We start from the raw sequence: 19739 nt of genomic DNA on the forward strand, positions 1-19739 counted from the left end.
GCTACGCTTGACTTGGTTGCTCTAGCGAAACTCTGGAGCGATCAGGGATTGAAACTTTGCTCTGAATTTCGCTAATTTAGGAGCAACGACTGCCATACAGTAGCCCTGCCCTGGGTGCTGACGAAAATAATTCTGGTGATATTCCTCGGCCGGATAAATAAGGGGTGCTACATCAATTTGGGTCACTACTGGATTGGAATAAATTTTCGCAGCCTCTAGCTCTTTAACTACTTCACGAGCAGTTGTACTTTGAGTATCACTGTGAGTAAAAATCACTGAACGGTATTGAGTGCCGCGGTCGTTACCCTGGTAGTTCAAGGTAGTTGGGTCATGAATCACAAAAAAGATTTCTAATAAATCACGGTAAGATACTGCCGCCGGATCAAAGTAAATATCAACGATTTCAGCATGTCCTGTTTGGCCGGAGCAAATAGAGTCATAGTCCGGATTTGCCATTGCCCCTCCTGCGTAGCCTGAAACTACCGCGCTTACGCCTGAAATTTGCTGGTAAACCGCTTCCAGACACCAGAAACAGCCACCGCCCAAAGTGGCGCGCTCGAGGTTTGGATGATTTTTGAGAATAGTTTCGTTCATAGCTTTATCCTAATGCCTTATTCAATCGTTTGCTTGCTCTACATAAAACTCCATGTCGATAAACCGCTTCACACTCCAATTAGATGAGATCAAGGCAGCTTATGCCTCAGAACCCAATCCCACGCTTCAGGTTCGCCTTGAGCGAATTGGGCGTATTGAGCGGATGATTGCCGCCAATGAAGAAAAGATCTGCAAAGTATTGGCTGCGGATTTCGGTAATCGTCACCCTATTGAGAGCCGTCTACTTGAGTTTCAGATGATTTATCAGGCCTGCAAACATGTTCGTCAGCACCTCAAAGAGTGGATGAAGCCTCAGCTAGTAGCAACACCAGGATTTTTAGGCTCATCTCAAGCTTGGACTCAAATGCAATCCATGGGAGTCGTGGGCATTATGAGCCCCTGGAATTACCCAGTACAACTCGCACTTGTTCCAGCAATTGCTGCCTTTGCGGCGGGTAACCGAGTTTGGCTAAAGCCTTCGGAAAGAAGTTCACGTACCTCTGGATTCTTGGCAACCTTGATTCAAGAATATTTTCACCCTATTGAATTTTGCGTCAGTGTTGGCGGTACTGAAGTTGCAGAATCTTTTGCAGCGCTCCCTTTTGATCATCTATTTTTTACGGGCTCAGGAGATGTTGGCAAAAAGGTAATGCGTGCGGCAGCAGATCACCTAACTCCAATTACCTTAGAGTTAGGTGGCAAGTCTCCAGCGATTGTCGACTCCTCAGCCAAGCTCAAAGAGGCAGCTGCTAGCATCATTTATGGCAAGCTAGTTAATGGTGGGCAAACGTGCATTGCTCCTGATTACGCCGTAATTCGCGAGAGTGATTGCAATACATTTATTCAAGAGCTGCAGAATGCAGCGCAAAACCAATTCTCTAATCCAGAAGAAATTACTGGCGCGATTGATGAGCATCAGCTAGCACGCTGGCAAAAACTAGTTCAAGACGCAATAGATCATGGTGCACAAGCAATTCCATTGATTACACCTACCGACAATACTAGACTGCCATTTATTCCGGTAGCACTCTTGAACGTTTCTGAAGATGCGCTGATCATGCAAGAAGAAGTTTTCGGACCCATTCTGCCAATCGTGACAATCAACGATATAAATTCAATCATCCGCTATATCAATGAGCGCCCAATGCCATTAGCCATGTACTGGTTTGGTAAGAATAAAGAAGTAATGAAGCGCATTCTGAATGAAACTCGTTCTGGTGGCGTCACAATCAATGACACACTTTTGTATGCTGCTGTGGAAGATTTACCTTTTGGGGGTATCGGCCCAAGCGGTATGGGCGCTTATCACGGCAAAACAGGATTTGAGACATTTAGCCATCGCAAATCTGTTTTAGAGGTTCGAGGTTTCTTTGGTCTTCATGTTTTACGCGGCACTCAATTGGCGAGACCACCCTACGGTAAGGGTGTTGAGCGCCTATTGCGTTGGCTCAAATAATGACCAACCGAAATTCATCAATAGAGTAGTAGCTTGCCGGCAAAGCCAATTAGTAGAGTCCCCACCAGAAACCAAAGGGCTGCAGCGTAATGTCGATGCCTATCAAAGAAGTTGAGAAAAAATTGCCCAGCACAGATTAGGCTGATCAAGTAAGTCATGCTCACTATTTGCAATACTAGGGCTAGGTATAAAAAGGGATGCACTGGATGCGCATACTCCGGTTGAATAAACTGCGCAAAGAATGAGACAAAGAAAAAGATTGCCTTAGGATTAGTTAAAGATAAAGTCAGTGCAGCTATTGCTGGATGTAAGGTACTTAAGCAATGAGACTGACTATCTCCTGATACCAGTACTTGAGTGCCGCGCCAACGCGCAAGGCCACTCCGAATAAAACCATACCCTATCCACGCTAGGTAAGCTGCGCCAAGCAAACGCAAGATGTTGAATGTGGATGGCGATGTATTGAGTAAGGTTGCAGCGCCTAAAGCGATGCCGATCATCAAGATAGCGTCGCCAATAAAGATGCCCACCGTAGCCCACGCACCAGCACGCCATCCCTTCACCGAAGCAATCGCCAGTACATAAAGTGAATTTGGGCCAGGAAATAAGATCGTCAAAATGACACCCACTAAATATGCGGAGAAATCAACAATGCCGACACTTGAAGGCGAAATAAACCAATTCATCGCATGATCATAATTAAATTCGGGAATACCCTTGTAATAAGCTTCTTAAAATGCCATAATAAGAGGCTTTTTTAAAGCAATTTGATTCATCGCCCCCCAGCTATATTTCAGCGTATCGTTTAGAAGTCATAAACACCGAATTTACAAAACGCGCTGCCGCCTGTCTGATGGTCGATGCCTTTGACCATCACACTCAATAAAAAACAGAGAGTGTATACACGGAGACATCCCATTAACGGGATGTGTAATAGCATGACTTTTTCTAAAGAAACCAATCCTTCTGGAACTGAGTTCCAGAACTTCGCCCTCGCGGCGCCACTCCTTAAAAACGTTGCTGAATTGGGTTACACCCAAGCTACTGAAGTGCAAGCTCAGGTTATTCCTGCTGCTCTTGCTGGTGGTGACTTATTGGTCAGCAGCCAAACTGGTAGCGGTAAAACTGCAGCCTTCTTATTGCCTTTAATTAATCAACTCATCGAAGATAACCCAAGCGGCTCACCTGTACCAGGTCGTGCACAACCTAAGGTACTCGTGCTCTGCCCTACTCGTGAATTAGCTCAACAAGTTGCTGCTGATGCAGTGAACTTAGTTCGCGGCATGAAAGGCATTCGTATTGCAACCGTCATGGGTGGCATGCCTTACGGCAAGCAAATCCAAGCACTGAAAGGTGCATTGTTAGTTGTTGCAACTCCTGGTCGTTTACTCGACCTGACCGACAGCAAAGCGATTCGCTTAGATGATGTGAAGCAACTTGTGATTGACGAAGCTGATCGTATGCTCGACATGGGATTTGCTGATGATCTCGAGGCAATTGATAAGCGTTGCGCTAGTCGCACTCAAACTTTGATGTTCTCTGCAACGTTTGCGCCAAAGATTATGTCATTAGCTAATGAGCTAACTACTAACGCTAAGCGTATTGAGCTGGCTCATGCTGGCGAGAAGCACGCGAACATTGAGCAGAAGCTGCACTGGGCTGACAGCATGTCACACAAGCATAAATTGCTCGAGCACATTTTGGCTGACGCTTCTTTGGATCAAGCGGTAGTGTTTGCAAGCACTCAAATTGAAAGTGAAAAAATTGCTGACACCTTACGTGCTAACGGCTACGAAGCTAGTGCCTTACACGGTGCTATGCCTCAGGCTGTCCGCATGCGTCGTCTTGAGTCACTACGCAAAGGTCACACCAAGATTTTAGTTGCAACTGACGTAGCAGCTCGCGGTATTGATGTACCACGCATTAGTCACGTGATTAACTTTGGTTTACCAATGAAACCAGAGGACTATACGCATCGCATCGGTCGTACAGGACGCGCTGGTCGTAATGGTGTTGCTATCACTTTGGTTGAACATCGTGATCGCGCCAAAATTCGCAATATCGAACGCTTTACACAGCAAGACATCGTTGCTTCAGTAATCGCCGGCCTCGAGCCACAAGCCAAGCCTAGCTTTGGTGGTGGCGGTGGTCGTCCAGGTGGCGGTCGTTCTGGTGGTGGCTTTGGTGGTGGTAATCGCTCTGGTGGCGGTGGTGGTCGTTATGGTTCTGGCGCTCGCTCAGAGTCTCGTTCTGGTGGCGGGGGCGGTGGTAATCGCTCAGGCAATCATTTCGAATCTCGCTCTAGTGATTCCCGTCCTGCTGGTGACTCCCGTCCATCTGGTGACTCACGTCCTGCTGGTGGCAATCGTTTTGCTGATTCACGCCCTACGCGTTCTGGCGACTCACGCCCAGCTGGTGGCAATCGCTCTGGTGACTCACGTCCCTCCGCTGGTCCACGTTTTGCTAAACCCAAAACTGGTGGTCAACGCAGAAGCTTTAGCGGTAACTAAAAATGATTCACCGTCGTCGCCTCCGTTCTGCATGGAATCGAGTCGATTCCGGTGAATTGCATCAAGCGCCACGCGAGTGGCAGTCTTGGCTTAGTGATACTGGTTCTTTAACCCAAAAAATTGAACGTGCAATCGGGCAAAAACTGGAAGTGGTAGTTTTGCGTGATTGCCGCCAAAACCTGAATAGCGACGAGAGTCGCTATTTTCATTTCAAAATAAAGCGTTGTCGCATCAGAGAAGTGCTGCTTTGCACTAATGGTGTTCCGCTGGTAATGGCGCACAGCATCATCCCCAGCACTAGCTCAAGCGGCAGCAATCATGAGGTTCTACGATTAGGAAAGAAGCCGTTAGGTGCAGTTCTATTTGCTAAAACGCGGATGCGCTCCCAAAAGAAAGCGCCTCGAGAGATTGCTCGCCTTGATAAGCAAAGCGCTCTATGGAAAAAATGTTTTCAGCAGTATTCAGGCTTGCCACCGGTCAATTGGGGAAGACGTACGCTTTATCAGCTGAAAGGGCGCCCACTCTTAGTGAGTGAAGTTTTTCTGCCGGCCCTGCTCAACTACCCTGCTAATTAAATAGATAGCCAAGCTTGCGATGCGGTAATTAAAGCTTCATCTCCAGGTTCACAAGTAATCACTTCACCAAAGCCAATTTGCTCAGCTGCATCGGCAATATTGTGATGCGGGCAAACAGCTGTAGCGAGATCAAGCGGTAGTTTCGCTTGACCCAAATACCGTACTGCCTCCGATGAAGTCAAAAGCCAAAGCGATTTAGCAAAATCCATCTCATGAATTTCCTTCCAGGCCGCACTATTGAGATCTAAAGGGACGCGAGCATAGACTGAGAATGCTTCAACTTGAGCGCCAGCATTTTTTAGAGTGTCAGCCAGCCAATCGCGCCCGCCCTCACCTTTAAAGATGACCACTTTTTTAGTGGGCCAATTCCATTGCAGATTCTGCAATTCGTTCCATAAGCCTTCAGAATCCCACTGCGTATTATTCTGAGGAAGAATGACTTTTGCGGGATTATCCTCAAGACCGATGCCATGATTTTTGAGAGCTGCCATACTGCTGCCACCCATAACCCCTATTGGCACAGGCTTGTTCGATAACTCTTGCCAGGGGCGCTCCAATAAACGCATCGTACATTCAATGGCATTTGGACTAACAAAGATGGCTAAGTCTGTAGTCTTTAGCGTTGAGGTAATCTGCTCCACCAAAAGATCATCACCCTTTGGGGCAATGGTAAGCAGGGGTAAAGAAATGATCTTGGGGGTAGATTCAGTAGTGAAGCCACTCTGCTGCAAACTCACCAAAAGCGCTTCGGACAACTGACGCGCCTGTCCACTGGGGCGAGTAATGACAATGGTCTTATTGCTCATCCGCAACTGATCTAATGGGTTCTTGCTGATGAACTTTTATTTAGGCAGGCCATTAGGCAATAAACGCTCAGCACCTTGAGCAATGAGGTCTTGTGCAACCGAGAGACCCAAAGCTTCTGCATCTTCCAAGCTCTTCACGGAGCCTTGAGCACTGGCTAGGCAACTTGCAGTGCCATCCACGCTAGCAACAAAGGAGCGAATGTTCATATGATCTTGATCCCAAGTAGCATAAGCAGCCAACGGTACTTCGCAAGAGCCGCCTAATTGGCGTGACACCATGCGTTCAGCAGTCACTGCATAAAGTGTTGGCAAATCGTTAAGGGGCGCAAGCCACTCTTTAATTTTGGGATGCTTAATCAGGGTTTCGATACCAAGAGCACCTTGTCCAGCAGCTGGCGTATAGGGATCAATAGGTAGCAAAGCCCGAATACGGCTTCCCAAACCCAATCGTTTGAGACCTGCAGCCGCCAAAATAATTGCTTGGTACTCGCCACGATCGAGCTTACCCATGCGGGTATCTAAATTTCCCCTCAAGGGCTGGATCACCAAATGCGGAAATCTGGATCTCAGAACGGACTCTCGTCGCAAACTAGAGGTGCCCACTACCGCACCTTTTGGTAAATCCTCCAGGCTGGCAAAGTCATTGGAGACGAATGCATCATGGGCATCTTCCCGCGCCATCACACATGACAGATCAAAACCCTCTGGCATGACCATCGGAACGTCTTTTAGAGAATGCACTGCCAAATCTGCCCGACCATCCTCAAGGGCAGTTTCGAGTTCTTTTACAAACAAACCCTTACCACCCACTTTGGAGAGGGCCTTATCCAGTATTTGGTCTCCTCTAGTAGTCATGCCTAGGATCTTCACATCGCATGCCGGATAGAGCTTTTTAAGGCAATCTCGGAGGTGTTCAGCCTGCCACATAGCGAGGCGGCTCTCACGGGAGGCGATTACTAGGCGCTCAGGGGTGCTGGAGTTGGAGGCTGTAGGGCTAGAAATAGGGGTTTGGGACATAGCATTTAAAATAATGAAAGATTTACATCAATATACTGCGTTTATGAGCTCATCAAAAAATTCCCTTTCCAACAAAGCCCAAGCTTGGTCGGCCCGGTTTAACGAACCTGTTGACGAACTAGTTCAACGTTATACCGCCTCTATTGGTTTTGATCAACGATTTGCCTTAGTGGATATCGCAGGATCTTTAGCTCATGCTGAAATGCTGGCCACTCAAAAGATTATCGGTGCCCAAGATTTGGCGGATATTCAAAAGGGTATGGCCCAGATCAAAGGCGAAATCGAAGCCGGTGAATTTAACTGGCAACTCGCGCTGGAAGACGTACATCTGAATATCGAGGCTCGCCTCACCGAGTTAGTTGGCGATGCTGGTAAGCGTCTTCATACTGGTCGTTCGCGTAATGACCAGGTAGCGACTGATTTGCGCCTTTGGTTGCGTGGCAGTGTTGATGAAATCGCAGCCACTCTCAAAACCCTGCGCATTGCCCTGCTCAATCTTGCTGAGACTCATGCTGCCACGATCATGCCTGGCCATACGCATTTACAAGTAGCCCAGCCCATTACTTTTGGTCATCACTTAATGGCCTATTACGAAATGTTTAGTCGTGATGCGAGCCGCTTGGCTGATCTGCGCGCCCGCTTTAATCGTTTACCACTCGGTGCAGCTGCTTTAGCCGGAACAACTTATCCCATTAATCGCGAGCAGGTTGCCAAGATTTTAGGTTTTGATGGCATCTGCAACAACTCTCTTGATGCGGTATCTGATCGTGACTTTGCGATTGAGTTCTGCGCCTTTGCATCCATCTTAATGATGCACGTGTCACGCTTATCTGAAGAGCTGGTACTGTGGTTGAGTCCACGCTTTGGCTTTATTGATTTACCAGATCGCTTCTGTACTGGCAGCTCCATCATGCCGCAGAAAAAGAATCCAGATGTACCAGAATTAGCGCGTGGTAAAACTGGTCGCGTCTATGGTGATTTGATTTCTTTATTAACCTTGATGAAGAGCCAGCCATTGGCGTATAACAAGGATAACCAAGAAGACAAAGAGCCTTTGTTTGATGCAGTAGATACCGTGCAAGATACCTTGCGCATCTTCGCTGATATGGTTCCCCATATTCAGGTTAAAGCTGATGTGATGAAGGCTGCTGCCGAAGAGGGTTTTGCAACCGCCACTGACTTGGCTGATTACTTAGTTAAAAAGGGCTTGGCTTTCCGTGATGCTCACGAAGCAGTTGCTCACGCGGTGAAAGCCTGTGTCGGCCGTAATTGCATGCTTACCGATTTATCGCTCTCTGAATTGCGTTTTGCTTGTGGCTTAGATAACCGTCCAGAACTCATGAGTGATGATATCTTTGCTTTACTAACCGTAGATGGCTCCGTGAATTCCCGTCAACATGCTGGCGGTACCGCTCCTGCCCAAGTACTTGCTGCTATTAAACGGGGTCGGGCAGATCTCTAATCCGCATGGGCTTTTGGGGAACGCTCTCAATAGGAATTGACCGCTTAAATCAATTCCTTGGCAAGGCAGCCAGCATCATGATTTTGCTATCTTGCGTAGTATCAGCTGCTAATGCTCTGCTTCGCTACAGTCTAGATATCAGTAATAACTGGCCACTAGAATTACAGTGGTATTTATTTGCTGCCGCTGTCATGCTGGGGGCTTCGCATACCCTCAAGCGCAATGAACATGTTCGAGTCGATCTCATTTACTCACAGCTTTCTGATCGTGGGCGTCTTTATATAGACCTCTTTGGCTTGACTGTTTTTTTATTGCCCGCTTGCTTATTATTTACCTGGCTGTCTTGGACCACCTTGTTTTATCCATCATGGCTAGTCTCAGAGCATTCACTCAATGCAGGTGGTTTATCACGCTACCCCATTAAATTTGTTGTGCCTTTTGGTTTCTTCATGTTGAGTCTTCAGGGGCTCTCAGAAATCATTAAACGTATTGGCGCCCTCAAAGGTAAAGCAACTTTACCCTCTGCTGATCTCCATTATGAAAAGCCCATGCAATGATTCCATTGGAATGGATGCCACCGCTCATGTTTGGCGGTCTGATTGTGTTTATGTTGATCGGTTTTCCGGTGGCTTTTTCTTTGATGGCTGCGGGTTTATTCTTCGCTGGCATTGCAATTGCTGAGAATTTCTTTGGTATGCCGTTTTTACAGGCCATACCTCAGCGGATATTTGGCAGCGTGCTCGCGAATGATCTTCTACTAGCAATCCCCTTCTTCACCTTCATGGGTGCCATCTTGGAACGCTGCGGTCTTGCTGAAGAGATGCTGGACTCCATGGGACAGCTATTTGGGCGCATTCGGGGTGGGCTTGGCTACTCCGTGATTATTGTGGGATTTATTCTAGGGGCAATTACCGGCACAGTAGCCGCTCAGGTGATCGCTATGGCAATGATCTCTCTGCCAGTGATGACGCGTTATGGCTACAACATGCGCTACGCTACGGGCGTTTTGGCGGCCTCCGGGACCATTACCCAACTAGTGCCGCCCTCGTTAGTGCTAATTGTGCTGGCTGACCAGTTAAAAACCCAAAGCGGCAGCGCCGATGTGGGTAGCATGTATCTGGGTGCTTGGGGTCCTTCGCTACTGCAAATTGCTCTTTTTGCTCTCTATACCTTTTTCCTTTCTCGCTTTAGACCTGACTACCTACCCGCGGCTCCAGAAAACCAACTCACACTCAAGGGCTGGGCGCTATGGAAAAAATGTCTCATGGGGATCATTCCCTCGGCAGTACTGATTTTCTTGGTACTGGGAACCATCATGACTGGCATCGCAACGCCAACAGAATCTGGCGCTATGGGTGCGATGGGAGCTTTGATCTTAGCTTGGATACGCAGGGCCAGCATTCCTAATCTCAAAGGATTAATTCAAGAGGCTTATCAAAACACCATGCGTATTACTGCGATGGTGGTTTTCATCTTGATTGGCTCCACCTGTTTCTCGGTTGTCTTTCAAGGCGTTGACGGTGGTCACTGGGTGGAAGGGTTATTTTCTGATTTGCCGGGAGGTTGGATTGGATTCTTGGTTGCTGTGAATCTGTTTGTTTTCTTCTTGGCATTCTTCTTAGACTTTTTTGAAATCGCTTTCATTGTTGTGCCGCTGCTTGCGCCAGTCGCCGTTAAACTGCTTGCACCAGTACTGCTCGCCTCCATGAATGGCAACCCCCAAGCAGCAGCTAGCGCTGCTTTAGTGTGGTTCGGCGTGATGCTGTGCGTCAACATGCAAACCTCATTTATGCATCCCCCATTTGGGTTTGCCTTGTTCTATTTGCGTGGCGTTGCACCTAAAGAAGTCAAGAGCAGCGATATCTACTGGGGTGCTTTACCTTGGGTTGTTCTCCAACTGATCATGGTTGTAATGGTTGCGGTATTCCCAGCGTTAGTCACCACCCTACTAGATAAGCCTGCAGCACTAGTACAAAGCCATGACTTTAATTTCACAGGTAGTGAAGAAGCCAAACCAGACTCATTGCCAAGCAAAGTTGATGAAGATGCGCCGGTTATCTTTCAGCTAGATAAGCCAGGCAAATAACCATCTACAAAACATAATCATTGATAGTGATATCGGCAGGCAATAATCACAATCTGATCTTTCTCAATAGCGTAGACAAGGCGATGAACATCATCAATTCTTCTAGACCAAAATCCCGATAGACTTTCCCTTAATTCCTCAGGCTTTCCAATGCCATCCTCAGGATTTCGCATGGTATCTTTTATAAGTGCGTTGATACGACGTAAAGTTTTTTTATCTTGTCCTTGCCAGTAAACGTAATCAGACCATGCAGCGCTTGTCCATACAACCCTACTCAGCATCTACAAGAGCCTTTTCTTTGGTTTGCCCTTTTCGATATTGCGCCAATGATTTCTCCAAATGTTTTACGTTAGCTGGAGATTTTAATAAATGGAGTGTTTCCATCATGCTGTTATAGGTATTCAAAGACATCACTACAGCATCATCAGCATCCCTGCGAGAGATGATGGCTACGTCACAATCATTTACCACTTGATCGATTACTTGCTTAAATTGGTTTCTTGCGTCAGAAAAATTGATCACTCTCATGACTCGTCCTTACTTGTTCAATATATTGTACAAGTATAGTCAAAGCCCTAAATTGGCGCAAGCAAAAAATACCCTGCAAAAGCAGGGCATTGTGAGGAATTCATTACCTAAACTAGGTCACAGGGTGATATCTGGCTCCTGCCTTACGCAATCAACGTAATACTCAGTACTTCCATTGACATCACCCTTTACTAACCCATGAATATCAGTCTCAAAGCCTGGGAATTGCGCATTGAAGTCACGAGCAAAGTAGAGATAATCAATGATGCGTTTATTGAAGCGCTCGCCCGGAATCAAGAGTGGAATACCTGGAGGATATGGTGTTACCAACATAGCGGTAATACGATCTTCAAGTTGATCCAAGGGAACACGATCCACTTTTTTGTGCGCCATCTTTGCCCAAGCTTCTGAAGGCATCATTGCTGGCACCATATCTGAGGTGTACATCTCCGTAGTCATACGGGCAACGTTGCGGCTCTTATAGAACTCATGAATCTGCTGGCAAATATCTTTGAGGCCGACGCGCTCATAGCGAGGGTGTTTAGCAACGAACTCTGGCAATACTTTCCATAATGGAGCGTTCTTATCAAAGTGGTCCTTAAATTGCTGCAACTCAGTTACCAAAGTATTCCAACGCCCCTTGGTGATACCGATGGTGAACATAATGAAGAAGGAATACAAACCGCACTTCTCTACGATCACGCCGTGCTCAGCCAAGTACTTGGTCACAATGCTCGCTGGGATACCCATAGCGCCGAAGTTACCTTCAACATCTAAACCAGGCGTCACTACAGTCGCCTTAATGGGATCGAGCATATTGAAGTCTTTGGCTACCTTGCCAAAGTCGTGCCAGCTAGCATTGGGCTCTAGAATCCAATCCGAGCGCTCTCCAATGCCCTCTTCAGTTAAGTGGTCTGGGCCCCAAACCTTAAACCACCAGTCTGCGCCAAACTTATCGTCCACTTCACGCATTGCGCGACGGAAGTCCATTGCCTCAGCAATAGATTCTTCAACGAGCGTAGTACCACCAGGAGATTCCATCATGGCAGCAGACACATCGCAAGAAGCGATGATGGCGTACTGCGGGCTAGTAGAGGTGTGCATCAAATAGGCTTCATTGAAACAGTCGCGATCAAGCTTATGTTCTTCAGCGTCCTGCACTAATACTTGCGAAGCTTGTGAGAGACCAGCCAATAACTTATGAGTAGATTGGGTGGCAAACATCAAACTCTTTTTAGTGCGCTTACGATCGGATCCGATGGCATGCATGTCTTTGTAGAAAGGATGGAATGCTGCATGTGGCAACCAAGCTTCATCGAAATGCAATGAATCGACTTTGCCATCGAGCATGTCTTTAATCATCTCGACGTTGTAGACGATACCGTCATAAGTGCTTTGCGTGAGCGTCATGACGCGTGGCACCACATTCTTATCTTTAATGAAGGGGTTGGCATCAATTTTCTTCTTGATGTTTTTCCACTCAAACTCTTCTTTAGGAATCGGGCCAATAATGCCGAGGTGATTGCGCGTTGGCATCAGGAAGATCGGAATCGCGCCCATCATCGTGATCGAATGAATTACCGACTTGTGGCAGTTGCGGTCTACCAGCACTACATCACCAGGGGCAACGGTAGAGTGCCAAACAATTTTATTGGATGTCGATGTGCCGTTTGTCACAAAGAACAAATGATCAGCGTTAAAGATACGCGCAGCATTACGCTCACTTTGCAAGACAGGGCCAGTGTGGTCTAGCAACTGACCTAATTCTTCTACTGCATTACAGACGTCGGCACGCAGCATATTCTCACCAAAGAATTGATGGAACATACGCCCTACTGGGCTCTTCAAGAAAGCAACGCCACCAGAGTGCCCAGGGCAATGCCACGAGTAAGAACCTTCAGAGGCGTAATTAGTTAAGGCACGGAAGAATGGGGGCGCCAATGAATCGAGGTATACCTTGGCCTCACGAATGATGTGGCGCGCTACAAACTCTGGCGTATCTTCATTCATGTGAATAAAGCCATGTAACTCGCGCAAGATGTCGTTCGGCATATGACGTGATGTACGGGTCTCGCCATACAAGAAGATGGGAATATCTTCGTTGCGCTTACGTACTTCAGTAATAAAAGCACGCAAATTATTTAATGCAGGTAAATCATGGTCTTCAGAGTCAGAGACGAACTCCTCATCATCAATCGACACAATAAAGCTAGAGGCACGGGAGGCCTGCTGGGCAAAGGATGTTAAGTCGCCGTAGCTAGTCAAGCCAATGACTTCCATGCCCTCAGTTTCAATCGCTTCAGCTAAGTCGCGAATCCCCGAACCTGAAATATTTTCAGAACGGAAGTCCTCATCAATAATGATGATTGGAAAACGAAATTTCATGTGTATCCTTTAAGGTCGCCAATACGGCGATTAAGCAGATTAAGTCTTTGGCAGAGTAACGCCGACTTGGCCTTGATACTTACCGCCACGATCCTTGTACGACGTGCCACACACTTCATCGCTTTCAAAAAACAGAACTTGTGCGCATCCTTCGCCAGCATAAATCTTTGCAGGCAATGGAGTTGTATTAGAAAACTCGAGTGTGACGTATCCTTCCCATTCAGGCTCGAATGGAGTGACGTTCACAATAATTCCGCAACGTGCATACGTACTCTTACCAACGCACACCGTTAAGACGCTGCGTGGGATCTTGAAGTACTCAACCGTTCTTGCTAAAGCGAAAGAGTTTGGCGGAATGATGCAAACCGGACCCTTGAAATCGACAAACGATTGTTCATCGAAATTCTTGGGATCAACGATAGTGCTGTTGATGTTCGTGAAAATCTTGAATTCATCAGCACAACGAATGTCATAGCCATAGCTTGAAGTGCCATAGCTCACAATTTTTTGTCCGGCATCATCATGGCGGACCTGCCCAGGTTCAAATGGGCTGATCATGCCTTGCTCGCCCATACGGCGAATCCAGTGGTCAGATTTAATAGTCATGGCCGAATTGTAAAACCATCACGGACCATATGCCCACGAATTTACGAGGTAACAGGCGGAGAGGTAAAAATTACCCTCTCTGGGGCGTTAAAGATCTCAAAATGCTTCCCAGAACAACGGGATAGCAAGGTGAGATTGGTTTTGCGGGCAAGCTCCAAGCCCATCAAGGTCATGCCAGAGCGAGTCATGAGAAAGGGGATGCCCATCTGAGCGCCTTTAATGACCATCTCGGAGGTGAGGCGTCCGGTAGTAAAAAAGATCAGGTCTTTGCCTGGCTTGTCTGCCAGCCACATTAGCCCAGAGATCGAGTCAACGGCATTGTGACGCCCAACATCCTCAATGAAATGAAGGAGGCGGACATTGTGATTACCGTCCCGCTCAAACACGGCGCAAGCGTGAACTGAGCCAGATTTTTTATAGATGGTGTCATGAACTCGAATGCTATCAATCAGATCAACGATAGCCTCTTGGGTTAACTGAGGGCCGTCCGGTAATCTGATCTCTGCCATCTCCTCAATCAAGCCACCAAACATGGTGCCTTGGCCGCAGCCCGTCGTTACAACGCGCTTGCTAGTGAGGGCATCGATATCGACCGTGCTGCGATGAGTCTTCACTGCGGCTGAATCGGTTTCCCAATCCACCTGAATACTCGCAATATGGTCTGGCGACTCTACTAGGCGTTGATTACGTAAATAGCCTAGAACTAAGGCCTCAGGGGCGCTCCCTAAGGTCATCAGAGTGACCACTTCCCGCTTATCTAAGTAAATAGTTAAAGGGCGCTCACCGGGGATATGGGTGGTCTTAATACGCCCTGCCTCATCCATGACCTCTACCTCGTGCACCAATGGCACGGAGGCATGAGACATCTGAATGTTGTGGGGCAAAGCCATAAAACGCCTCTTTAATAGGTTCAAATCGGTGTTAACTTTAACCGCAGACTAAAATCGGTGCTTAAACAGGGCTCTAAGCCCCATAATCTTGTATTGCCATTTGTTGAAACTTTTTTCTATTTAAGTCCGCATGAGTAGCCCCAAACGTCGCCTGCTAGTTACCTCCGCCTTACCGTACGCCAATGGCCAGATTCATATTGGGCATTTAGTGGAGTATGTCCAGACAGATATTTGGGTTCGCTTCCAGAGAATGCGTGGTCACGAAGTCCACTATGTTGGTGCTGATGACACTCACGGCACTCCGATTATGTTGCGCGCTGAAAAAGAGGGGCTTACCCCGAAAGAGCTCATTGCCAATGTTTGGAAAGAACATAAGCGCGACTTTGATGATTTCTTAATCTCGTTCGACAACTATTACACCACCGATAGCCCTGAGAATGAAAAGCTTTCTCAAAGCATCTATCTCAAGTTACGTGATGCCGGCTTGATTGAAATGCGCTCGATTGAGCAAGCGTACGATCCCGTCAAAGAAATGTTTTTGCCAGATCGCTTTATCAAAGGTGAGTGCCCCAAGTGTGGCGCCAAAGATCAGTACGGCGACTCTTGCGAAAAGTGTGGAGCAACCTACTCCCCAACTGATTTAAAGAATCCATTCTCCGTAGTGAGTGGCGCGACACCTATTAAAAAAGTTTCCGATCATTACTTCTTTAAGTTATCCGATCCCCGCTGCGAAACCTTCTTGCGTGACTGGACTCAGGTAAGAACTCCACTGCAACCTGAAGCTCGTAACAAAATGAAGGAATGGGTTGGGCAGCCTGGAGACAGTAAGTTAGGTGACTGGGATATCTCCCGTGATGCACCCTATTTCGGCTTTGAAATTCCGGATGCACCAGACAAATATTTTTATGTATGGCTTGATGCGCCGATTGGCTACTACGCCAGCTTCCTCAATTACTGCCAGTCTAAAGGCATGAACTTTGAGGAATGGGTCAAGCCAGATACAACTACCGAACAGTACCACTTTATCGGTAAAGATATTCTGTATTTCCACACGCTCTTTTGGCCAGCAACTCTGCACTTTGCAGGTTACCGCACGCCAACCAATGTGTTTGCCCATGGCTTCCTCACGGTTGATGGCGAGAAGATGAGTAAGTCACGTGGCACTTTAATTTCTGCACACAGCGTCATTGAATCTGGATTTAATCCTGAATGGTTCCGCTACTACTTTGCAACCAAACTGAATGACAGCATGGAAGATTTAGATTTGAATCTTCAAGACTTTGTTGCACGCGTGAATAGCGACCTACTGGGCAAGTACATCAACATCGCCAGTCGCAGCGCTGGTTTCTTGGTCAAGCGTTTTGGCGGTGTAGTTTCTGATGGGGCAATGAACAACCCATTGCTTGCTGATATTACATCTGCCAGTGAAAAAATTGCTGATCTATATGAAGCTCGTGAATACGCCAAGGCATTGCGCACCATCATGGAACTAGCTGACAAGGTTAACGCTTTTGTTGATGAAAATAAGCCTTGGGAAATCGCCAAGGATCCCGAGCGCGAGCCTGACTTACAAAGAGTTTGCAGCGTCACCTTAGAGGCATTCCGCTTATTAAGTCTTTATCTCAAGCCAGTACTGCCAAAAGTTACAGCAGGGGTTGAGGACTTCCTCTCTGTGCCAGCGATGACTTGGAATGACGTTAAAACACCTCTTTCCAGCCAAAATCCGATCAAACCTTATAAACACCTCATGACGCGTGTTGAAGCGCCTCAAATCGAGGCTTTACTGGCAGCAAACCTATAAAAAAGACCCCAAAAGAGCTGATTTTTAACAATTAGCCAAAAAGTCGGCAGGTTTGTAGGAAAAATCGTTAATAATGATGGCCAAGGCAATACATTGCCTCGTAGTAATTTTTTGTAAGTTATTGAATTAAATAAGAATTTTAGGAAATATGATGGCTAGGTATACATCCGAATTCACCCAGTTCTTAAATGAGCTCAAATCCGAGAAACCGCAACTCGAAGCTGGCCAGCAAGCTGGTCGCGCCCTCCTCTGGGATAAAGAGCCTTTGACTATTGAAGATCAACGTCGCGCTAAGGTAGCTAAATTAAAGCAACGCGCTTACGTGTACTCGAATGACTAACTCAAGCAATGCCTTGGGAACGGAGCCAAGCGTTCAAACTGAGTTGCTTGACAGTACCCCGTCGGTTACTGATGGGATGTCTTCGGCATTCGCCAAACTATACGGTGAGCCACTATTTAAGCTTCCAACAGATCTCTATATTCCGCCTGATGCCCTAGAAGTTTTTCTAGAGGCGTTTGAAGGTCCGCTTGATCTTCTGCTTTACCTGATTCGTAAACAGAATTTCAATGTATTGGATATTCCAATGGCGCAGGTGACTCAGCAATACCTGAGCTATATTGATCAAATCCGCCATCACAACTTAGAGCTTGCTGCCGAGTATCTTTTAATGGCAGCCATGTTGATCGAGATTAAATCTCGCATGCTGTTGCCAATGAAGAAGGCTGATAGCGATGAAGAAGTTGAAGACCCACGTGCAGAATTAGTTCGTCGCCTCCTAGAGTACGAGCGCATGAAACTGGCTGCTCAAGAGCTCGACCAAATTCCACAACAAGGGCGTGATTTCCAAATCGCTCATGGTTATGTTGATACCACTGTCGCAGTGACTTGGCCTGAGGTCAATCAAGATGATCTACAGATGGCTTGGCGTGACGTGCTACACCGCGCAAAACTGAATCAACACCACACAATTACCCGTGAAGAATTGTCTGTTCGCGATTTCATGACGCGCATCTTGCGTCGCCTACAAAACACACGCTTTGTCGAGTTTGGCGAGTTATTTGAAGATGCTATCAAATCTGGCAAAGGTATTCCGATAGTCATCGTGAACTTCATTGCAATGCTTGAGCTCTCGCGTGAGGCTTTAGTTGAAATTACTCAAGCAGAGCCATATGCTCCAATCTACGTTCGCCTTGCCTATACCCCTGTTGCATGAAAATTATTAGCGATATACAAGAGCTGCGCGACCACTTGCGCGGACAAAATCGTGCCTCTTTTGTGCCAACCATGGGCAATCTCCATGAAGGTCACTTATCACTGATGCGTCTTGCCAGGCAACATGGCGATCCAGTAGTCGCCAGCATCTTTGTGAACCGCCTGCAGTTTGGTCCAAATGAAGATTTTGATAGCTACCCGCGCACGATGCAGGCAGATATTGATAAGCTTGAAAAAGAAGGTGTCTATATCTTATTTGCACCTACCGAGCGGGACCTATATCCACAACCTCAGGAATACCGAGTAGATCCACCACAGCAACTAGGAGATATTCTTGAGGGTGAATTCCGCCCCGGCTTCTTTAAAGGTGTTTGTACTGTTGTGCTCAAGCTTCTCTCTTGCGTACAACCCAAAGTAGCAGTCTTCGGCAAAAAGGATTACCAGCAACTGATGATCATTCGTCAGATGGCCAAACAATTTGCTCTGCCTGTAGACATCATTCCAGGAGAAACGATCCGTGCAGAAGATGGTCTTGCCCTCTCCTCTCGTAATGGTTATCTCTCTAATGAAGAACGTCTAGAAGCGCCTGAGCTTCAAAAAGTCTTGCAGGAAGTTCGTGCACGCGTATTGGATTTGAGTGAGCGCAATACGCACTCACTAATCGAAATTGAAAAACTTGCCGTAGATCTTTTGTCAGGACGTGGTTGGCAACCAGACTATATTGCCATACGCCAGCAAAGTGATTTAGCGCCCGCCTCCAATCAAAGTCTGCAATCAGGCGAGCCTTTAGTTATATTGACAGCTGCTAAGCTAGGTAAAACACGTTTGATTGATAACCTAGAAATCTAATCTCCAAGCATCAGCTTTGCAACGCGATTTATAGCGTGAAGAACTGACCTACTTCTAAGTTCAACTCTTTAGCCAATTCGGCACCCGTTACTTTTCCTGCCGCACCTTTTGCTTTCAGGACTTCGATTTGTCCACCATGACAGGCGACAAAGAATGAGTCCTGAGTAATTTGGATGACTTCACCTGGCTTACCTTTAACGGCGCCAAAGGTGGCTACTATGTGCTTGTGGCAATCGTAGATCTGCACTTTTTGCTCACCAAATTTAGTCCAGGCACCTGGCGCCGGATTGGATGCACGAATCAAGTTGTAGATTTGATTGATATGCGTAGCCCAATGAATTTGAGCTGCATCAACACCGAACCAACCTTCATAATTTGCCAGCGATTCATCTTGGGCGACTTCTTGATGCTGATTGGCAACAACTAGATCTGCAGCTTCAAGCAATGCTTTAATACCAATCGGGAAAAGATGATCAAAGTACACCTTACCTAAAGTGTCATGAGGTCCAATCACAACCTCTTTTTGCAAGATCACTTCACCTTCGTCCAAACCATCAGACGGACGGAAAATAGTGAGGCCAGTTTTATCTTCACCCAAAGCAATCGCCCAGTTAATGGCGCTAGGACCACGATATTTCGGCAGTAGTGATGGGTGATATTGAATTGTTCCGTGCTTTGGAATCTTGCAAAGCTCTTGGGGTACGAACTGCAACACATATGCCATGACGCAGATATCAGCTTTGCTTTCAATCATCGCTTGCGCTGCATCAGGGCCTTTCAGAGTGGCGAATTGCAAAGGAGTTAAGCCCCGTGCAATCGCTGCCTCTTTCAGCACTTCAGGCTTAGTCGATTTTGGATTATCCGGCGGACAAAACACGGCAACAATTTCATCGCCGCGATCCAAAAAAGCCTCTAAGGCTGCCTTACCAAAATCAGCACTACCAATTAGCGCAATCCGCAT

General features: G+C 47.0%; 20 protein-coding genes. 10 read left to right on the plus strand and 10 right to left on the minus strand.

Annotation, left to right across the window (positions count from 1 at the left end; all coding sequences use genetic code 11):
- Window positions 1-21 precede the first annotated feature (21 nt).
- The gene (gene msrA / locus ICN26_RS01470) at window positions 22-594 is read right to left on the minus strand and encodes a peptide-methionine (S)-S-oxide reductase MsrA (protein ID WP_216266275.1); all 573 of its coding nucleotides are present in this window, start codon (window positions 592-594) and stop codon (window positions 22-24) included.
- A gap of 52 nt (window positions 595-646) precedes the next feature.
- Here msrA and ICN26_RS01475 point away from each other — a divergent pair, with 52 nt between their 5' ends.
- Window positions 647-2050 carry an aldehyde dehydrogenase family protein gene (locus ICN26_RS01475; RefSeq protein ID WP_216860356.1) on the plus strand — a complete coding sequence of 468 codons (1404 nt, stop codon included), beginning with the start codon at window positions 647-649 and terminating at the stop codon, window positions 2048-2050.
- 17 nt (window positions 2051-2067) lie between these two features.
- Here the strand turns inward: ICN26_RS01475 and leuE are convergent, their stop codons facing one another.
- Entirely contained in the window at window positions 2068-2736 is a 669-nt protein-coding gene (gene leuE / locus ICN26_RS01480) for a leucine efflux protein LeuE (RefSeq protein ID WP_216266277.1), read from the minus strand.
- Window positions 2737-2988: 252 nt separating this feature from the next.
- Here leuE and ICN26_RS01485 point away from each other — a divergent pair, with 252 nt between their 5' ends.
- Window positions 2989-4560 (plus strand): DEAD/DEAH box helicase, encoded by a 1572-nt coding sequence (locus tag ICN26_RS01485; protein ID WP_216266279.1) that lies wholly within the window; start codon window positions 2989-2991, stop codon window positions 4558-4560.
- Window positions 4561-4562: 2 nt separating this feature from the next.
- Complete coding sequence (locus ICN26_RS01490) at window positions 4563-5135, plus strand: chorismate--pyruvate lyase family protein (protein WP_216266281.1); 573 nt, start codon at window positions 4563-4565, stop codon at window positions 5133-5135.
- Here the strand turns inward: ICN26_RS01490 and ICN26_RS01495 are convergent.
- Both ICN26_RS01495 and hemC read right to left on the minus strand, forming a co-directional pair.
- On the minus strand, window positions 5132-5941 hold the full coding sequence (locus ICN26_RS01495; RefSeq protein ID WP_216266283.1) for a uroporphyrinogen-III synthase: 810 nt from the start codon (window positions 5939-5941) through the stop codon (window positions 5132-5134). The two genes, ICN26_RS01490 and ICN26_RS01495, sit on opposite strands and share 4 nt — an antisense overlap.
- Window positions 5942-5977: 36 nt before the next feature.
- On the minus strand, window positions 5978-6958 hold the full coding sequence (gene hemC / locus ICN26_RS01500; protein WP_216266285.1) for a hydroxymethylbilane synthase: 981 nt from the start codon (window positions 6956-6958) through the stop codon (window positions 5978-5980).
- 43 nt (window positions 6959-7001) lie between these two features.
- On the opposite strand from hemC, the gene argH reads away from it, so the two are divergent.
- Genes argH through ICN26_RS01515 form a run of 3 tightly spaced genes read left to right on the plus strand, consistent with a single transcriptional unit; the run spans window position 7002 to window position 10506 of the window.
- Entirely contained in the window at window positions 7002-8420 is a 1419-nt protein-coding gene (gene argH, locus ICN26_RS01505) for an argininosuccinate lyase (RefSeq protein ID WP_216266287.1), read from the plus strand.
- 5 nt (window positions 8421-8425) lie between these two features.
- The gene (locus ICN26_RS01510; protein WP_216266290.1) at window positions 8426-8977 is read left to right on the plus strand and encodes a TRAP transporter small permease subunit; all 552 of its coding nucleotides are present in this window, start codon (window positions 8426-8428) and stop codon (window positions 8975-8977) included.
- A complete protein-coding gene (locus ICN26_RS01515; RefSeq protein ID WP_216266292.1) occupies window positions 8974-10506 on the plus strand; it encodes a TRAP transporter large permease in 1533 nt (510 codons plus the stop codon). The genes ICN26_RS01510 and ICN26_RS01515 overlap by 4 nt, the downstream gene beginning before the upstream one ends.
- Before the next feature lie 17 nt (window positions 10507-10523).
- Here the strand turns inward: ICN26_RS01515 and ICN26_RS01520 are convergent, their stop codons facing one another.
- From ICN26_RS01520 to ICN26_RS01540, 5 genes are all read right to left on the minus strand, one after another.
- The gene (locus ICN26_RS01520; protein ID WP_216266294.1) at window positions 10524-10787 is read right to left on the minus strand and encodes a Txe/YoeB family addiction module toxin; all 264 of its coding nucleotides are present in this window, start codon (window positions 10785-10787) and stop codon (window positions 10524-10526) included.
- A complete protein-coding gene (locus ICN26_RS01525) occupies window positions 10777-11034 on the minus strand; it encodes a type II toxin-antitoxin system Phd/YefM family antitoxin (protein WP_216266295.1) in 258 nt (85 codons plus the stop codon). The genes ICN26_RS01520 and ICN26_RS01525 overlap by 11 nt, the downstream gene beginning before the upstream one ends.
- A gap of 117 nt (window positions 11035-11151) precedes the next feature.
- Window positions 11152-13419, minus strand: a complete 2268-nt coding sequence (locus ICN26_RS01530) for an arginine/lysine/ornithine decarboxylase (protein ID WP_216266297.1) — start codon at window positions 13417-13419, stop codon at window positions 11152-11154.
- 39 nt (window positions 13420-13458) lie between these two features.
- Window positions 13459-14025: a dCTP deaminase gene (dcd, locus tag ICN26_RS01535; RefSeq protein WP_216266300.1), complete on the minus strand. Its 567-nt coding sequence runs from the start codon at window positions 14023-14025 to the stop codon at window positions 13459-13461.
- 41 nt (window positions 14026-14066) lie between these two features.
- Window positions 14067-14909, minus strand: a complete 843-nt coding sequence (locus ICN26_RS01540; protein WP_216267614.1) for a formate dehydrogenase accessory sulfurtransferase FdhD — start codon at window positions 14907-14909, stop codon at window positions 14067-14069.
- Between the two features lie 136 nt (window positions 14910-15045).
- Between ICN26_RS01540 and metG the strand changes: the two genes are divergently transcribed.
- The 4 genes from metG to panC all read left to right on the plus strand — a co-directional run bounded on the left by metG (window position 15046) and on the right by panC (window position 18778).
- Entirely contained in the window at window positions 15046-16716 is a 1671-nt protein-coding gene (metG, locus tag ICN26_RS01545) for a methionine--tRNA ligase (protein WP_216266302.1), read from the plus strand.
- Window positions 16717-16867: 151 nt separating this feature from the next.
- Window positions 16868-17056 carry a DUF3460 family protein gene (locus ICN26_RS01550; protein WP_216266304.1) on the plus strand — a complete coding sequence of 63 codons (189 nt, stop codon included), beginning with the start codon at window positions 16868-16870 and terminating at the stop codon, window positions 17054-17056.
- A complete protein-coding gene (locus ICN26_RS01555; protein ID WP_216266306.1) occupies window positions 17049-17930 on the plus strand; it encodes a segregation and condensation protein A in 882 nt (293 codons plus the stop codon). The genes ICN26_RS01550 and ICN26_RS01555 overlap by 8 nt, the downstream gene beginning before the upstream one ends.
- Window positions 17927-18778, plus strand: coding sequence for a pantoate--beta-alanine ligase (gene panC, locus ICN26_RS01560; protein ID WP_216266308.1), 852 nt, complete (start codon window positions 17927-17929; stop codon window positions 18776-18778). Before ICN26_RS01555 ends, panC begins: the two co-directional genes overlap by 4 nt.
- 28 nt (window positions 18779-18806) lie before the next feature.
- On the opposite strand, the gene ICN26_RS01565 is transcribed toward panC, so the two are convergent.
- Window positions 18807-19739, minus strand: a complete 933-nt coding sequence (locus ICN26_RS01565; RefSeq protein WP_216266310.1) for a methionyl-tRNA formyltransferase — start codon at window positions 19737-19739, stop codon at window positions 18807-18809.

It is taken from the genome of Polynucleobacter hallstattensis (assembly GCF_018881835.1).
Taxonomy (GTDB): domain Bacteria; phylum Pseudomonadota; class Gammaproteobacteria; order Burkholderiales; family Burkholderiaceae; genus Polynucleobacter; species Polynucleobacter hallstattensis.

What these genes read in the sequence shown, in the direction of transcription:
- ICN26_RS01530 (WP_216266297.1), bottom strand. Translation starts at nt 13,419, where the DNA reads ATGAAATTTCGTTTTCCAATCATCATTATTGATGAGGACTTCCGTTCT.
- dcd (WP_216266300.1), bottom strand. Translation starts at nt 14,025, where the DNA reads ATGACTATTAAATCTGACCACTGGATTCGCCGTATGGGCGAGCAAGGC.
- leuE (WP_216266277.1), bottom strand. Translation starts at nt 2,736, where the DNA reads ATGAATTGGTTTATTTCGCCTTCAAGTGTCGGCATTGTTGATTTCTCC.
- metG (WP_216266302.1), top strand. Translation starts at nt 15,046, where the DNA reads ATGAGTAGCCCCAAACGTCGCCTGCTAGTTACCTCCGCCTTACCGTAC.
- ICN26_RS01475 (WP_216860356.1), top strand. Translation starts at nt 647, where the DNA reads ATGTCGATAAACCGCTTCACACTCCAATTAGATGAGATCAAGGCAGCT.
- argH (WP_216266287.1), top strand. Translation starts at nt 7,002, where the DNA reads ATGAGCTCATCAAAAAATTCCCTTTCCAACAAAGCCCAAGCTTGGTCG.
- ICN26_RS01555 (WP_216266306.1), top strand. Translation starts at nt 17,049, where the DNA reads ATGACTAACTCAAGCAATGCCTTGGGAACGGAGCCAAGCGTTCAAACT.
- hemC (WP_216266285.1), bottom strand. Translation starts at nt 6,958, where the DNA reads ATGTCCCAAACCCCTATTTCTAGCCCTACAGCCTCCAACTCCAGCACC.
- panC (WP_216266308.1), top strand. Translation starts at nt 17,927, where the DNA reads ATGAAAATTATTAGCGATATACAAGAGCTGCGCGACCACTTGCGCGGA.
- ICN26_RS01495 (WP_216266283.1), bottom strand. Translation starts at nt 5,941, where the DNA reads ATGAGCAATAAGACCATTGTCATTACTCGCCCCAGTGGACAGGCGCGT.
- ICN26_RS01485 (WP_216266279.1), top strand. Translation starts at nt 2,989, where the DNA reads ATGACTTTTTCTAAAGAAACCAATCCTTCTGGAACTGAGTTCCAGAAC.
- ICN26_RS01565 (WP_216266310.1), bottom strand. Translation starts at nt 19,739, where the DNA reads ATGCGGATTGCGCTAATTGGTAGTGCTGATTTTGGTAAGGCAGCCTTA.
- ICN26_RS01525 (WP_216266295.1), bottom strand. Translation starts at nt 11,034, where the DNA reads ATGAGAGTGATCAATTTTTCTGACGCAAGAAACCAATTTAAGCAAGTA.
- ICN26_RS01520 (WP_216266294.1), bottom strand. Translation starts at nt 10,787, where the DNA reads ATGCTGAGTAGGGTTGTATGGACAAGCGCTGCATGGTCTGATTACGTT.
- msrA (WP_216266275.1), bottom strand. Translation starts at nt 594, where the DNA reads ATGAACGAAACTATTCTCAAAAATCATCCAAACCTCGAGCGCGCCACT.
- ICN26_RS01510 (WP_216266290.1), top strand. Translation starts at nt 8,426, where the DNA reads ATGGGCTTTTGGGGAACGCTCTCAATAGGAATTGACCGCTTAAATCAA.
- ICN26_RS01490 (WP_216266281.1), top strand. Translation starts at nt 4,563, where the DNA reads ATGATTCACCGTCGTCGCCTCCGTTCTGCATGGAATCGAGTCGATTCC.
- ICN26_RS01515 (WP_216266292.1), top strand. Translation starts at nt 8,974, where the DNA reads ATGATTCCATTGGAATGGATGCCACCGCTCATGTTTGGCGGTCTGATT.
- ICN26_RS01550 (WP_216266304.1), top strand. Translation starts at nt 16,868, where the DNA reads ATGGCTAGGTATACATCCGAATTCACCCAGTTCTTAAATGAGCTCAAA.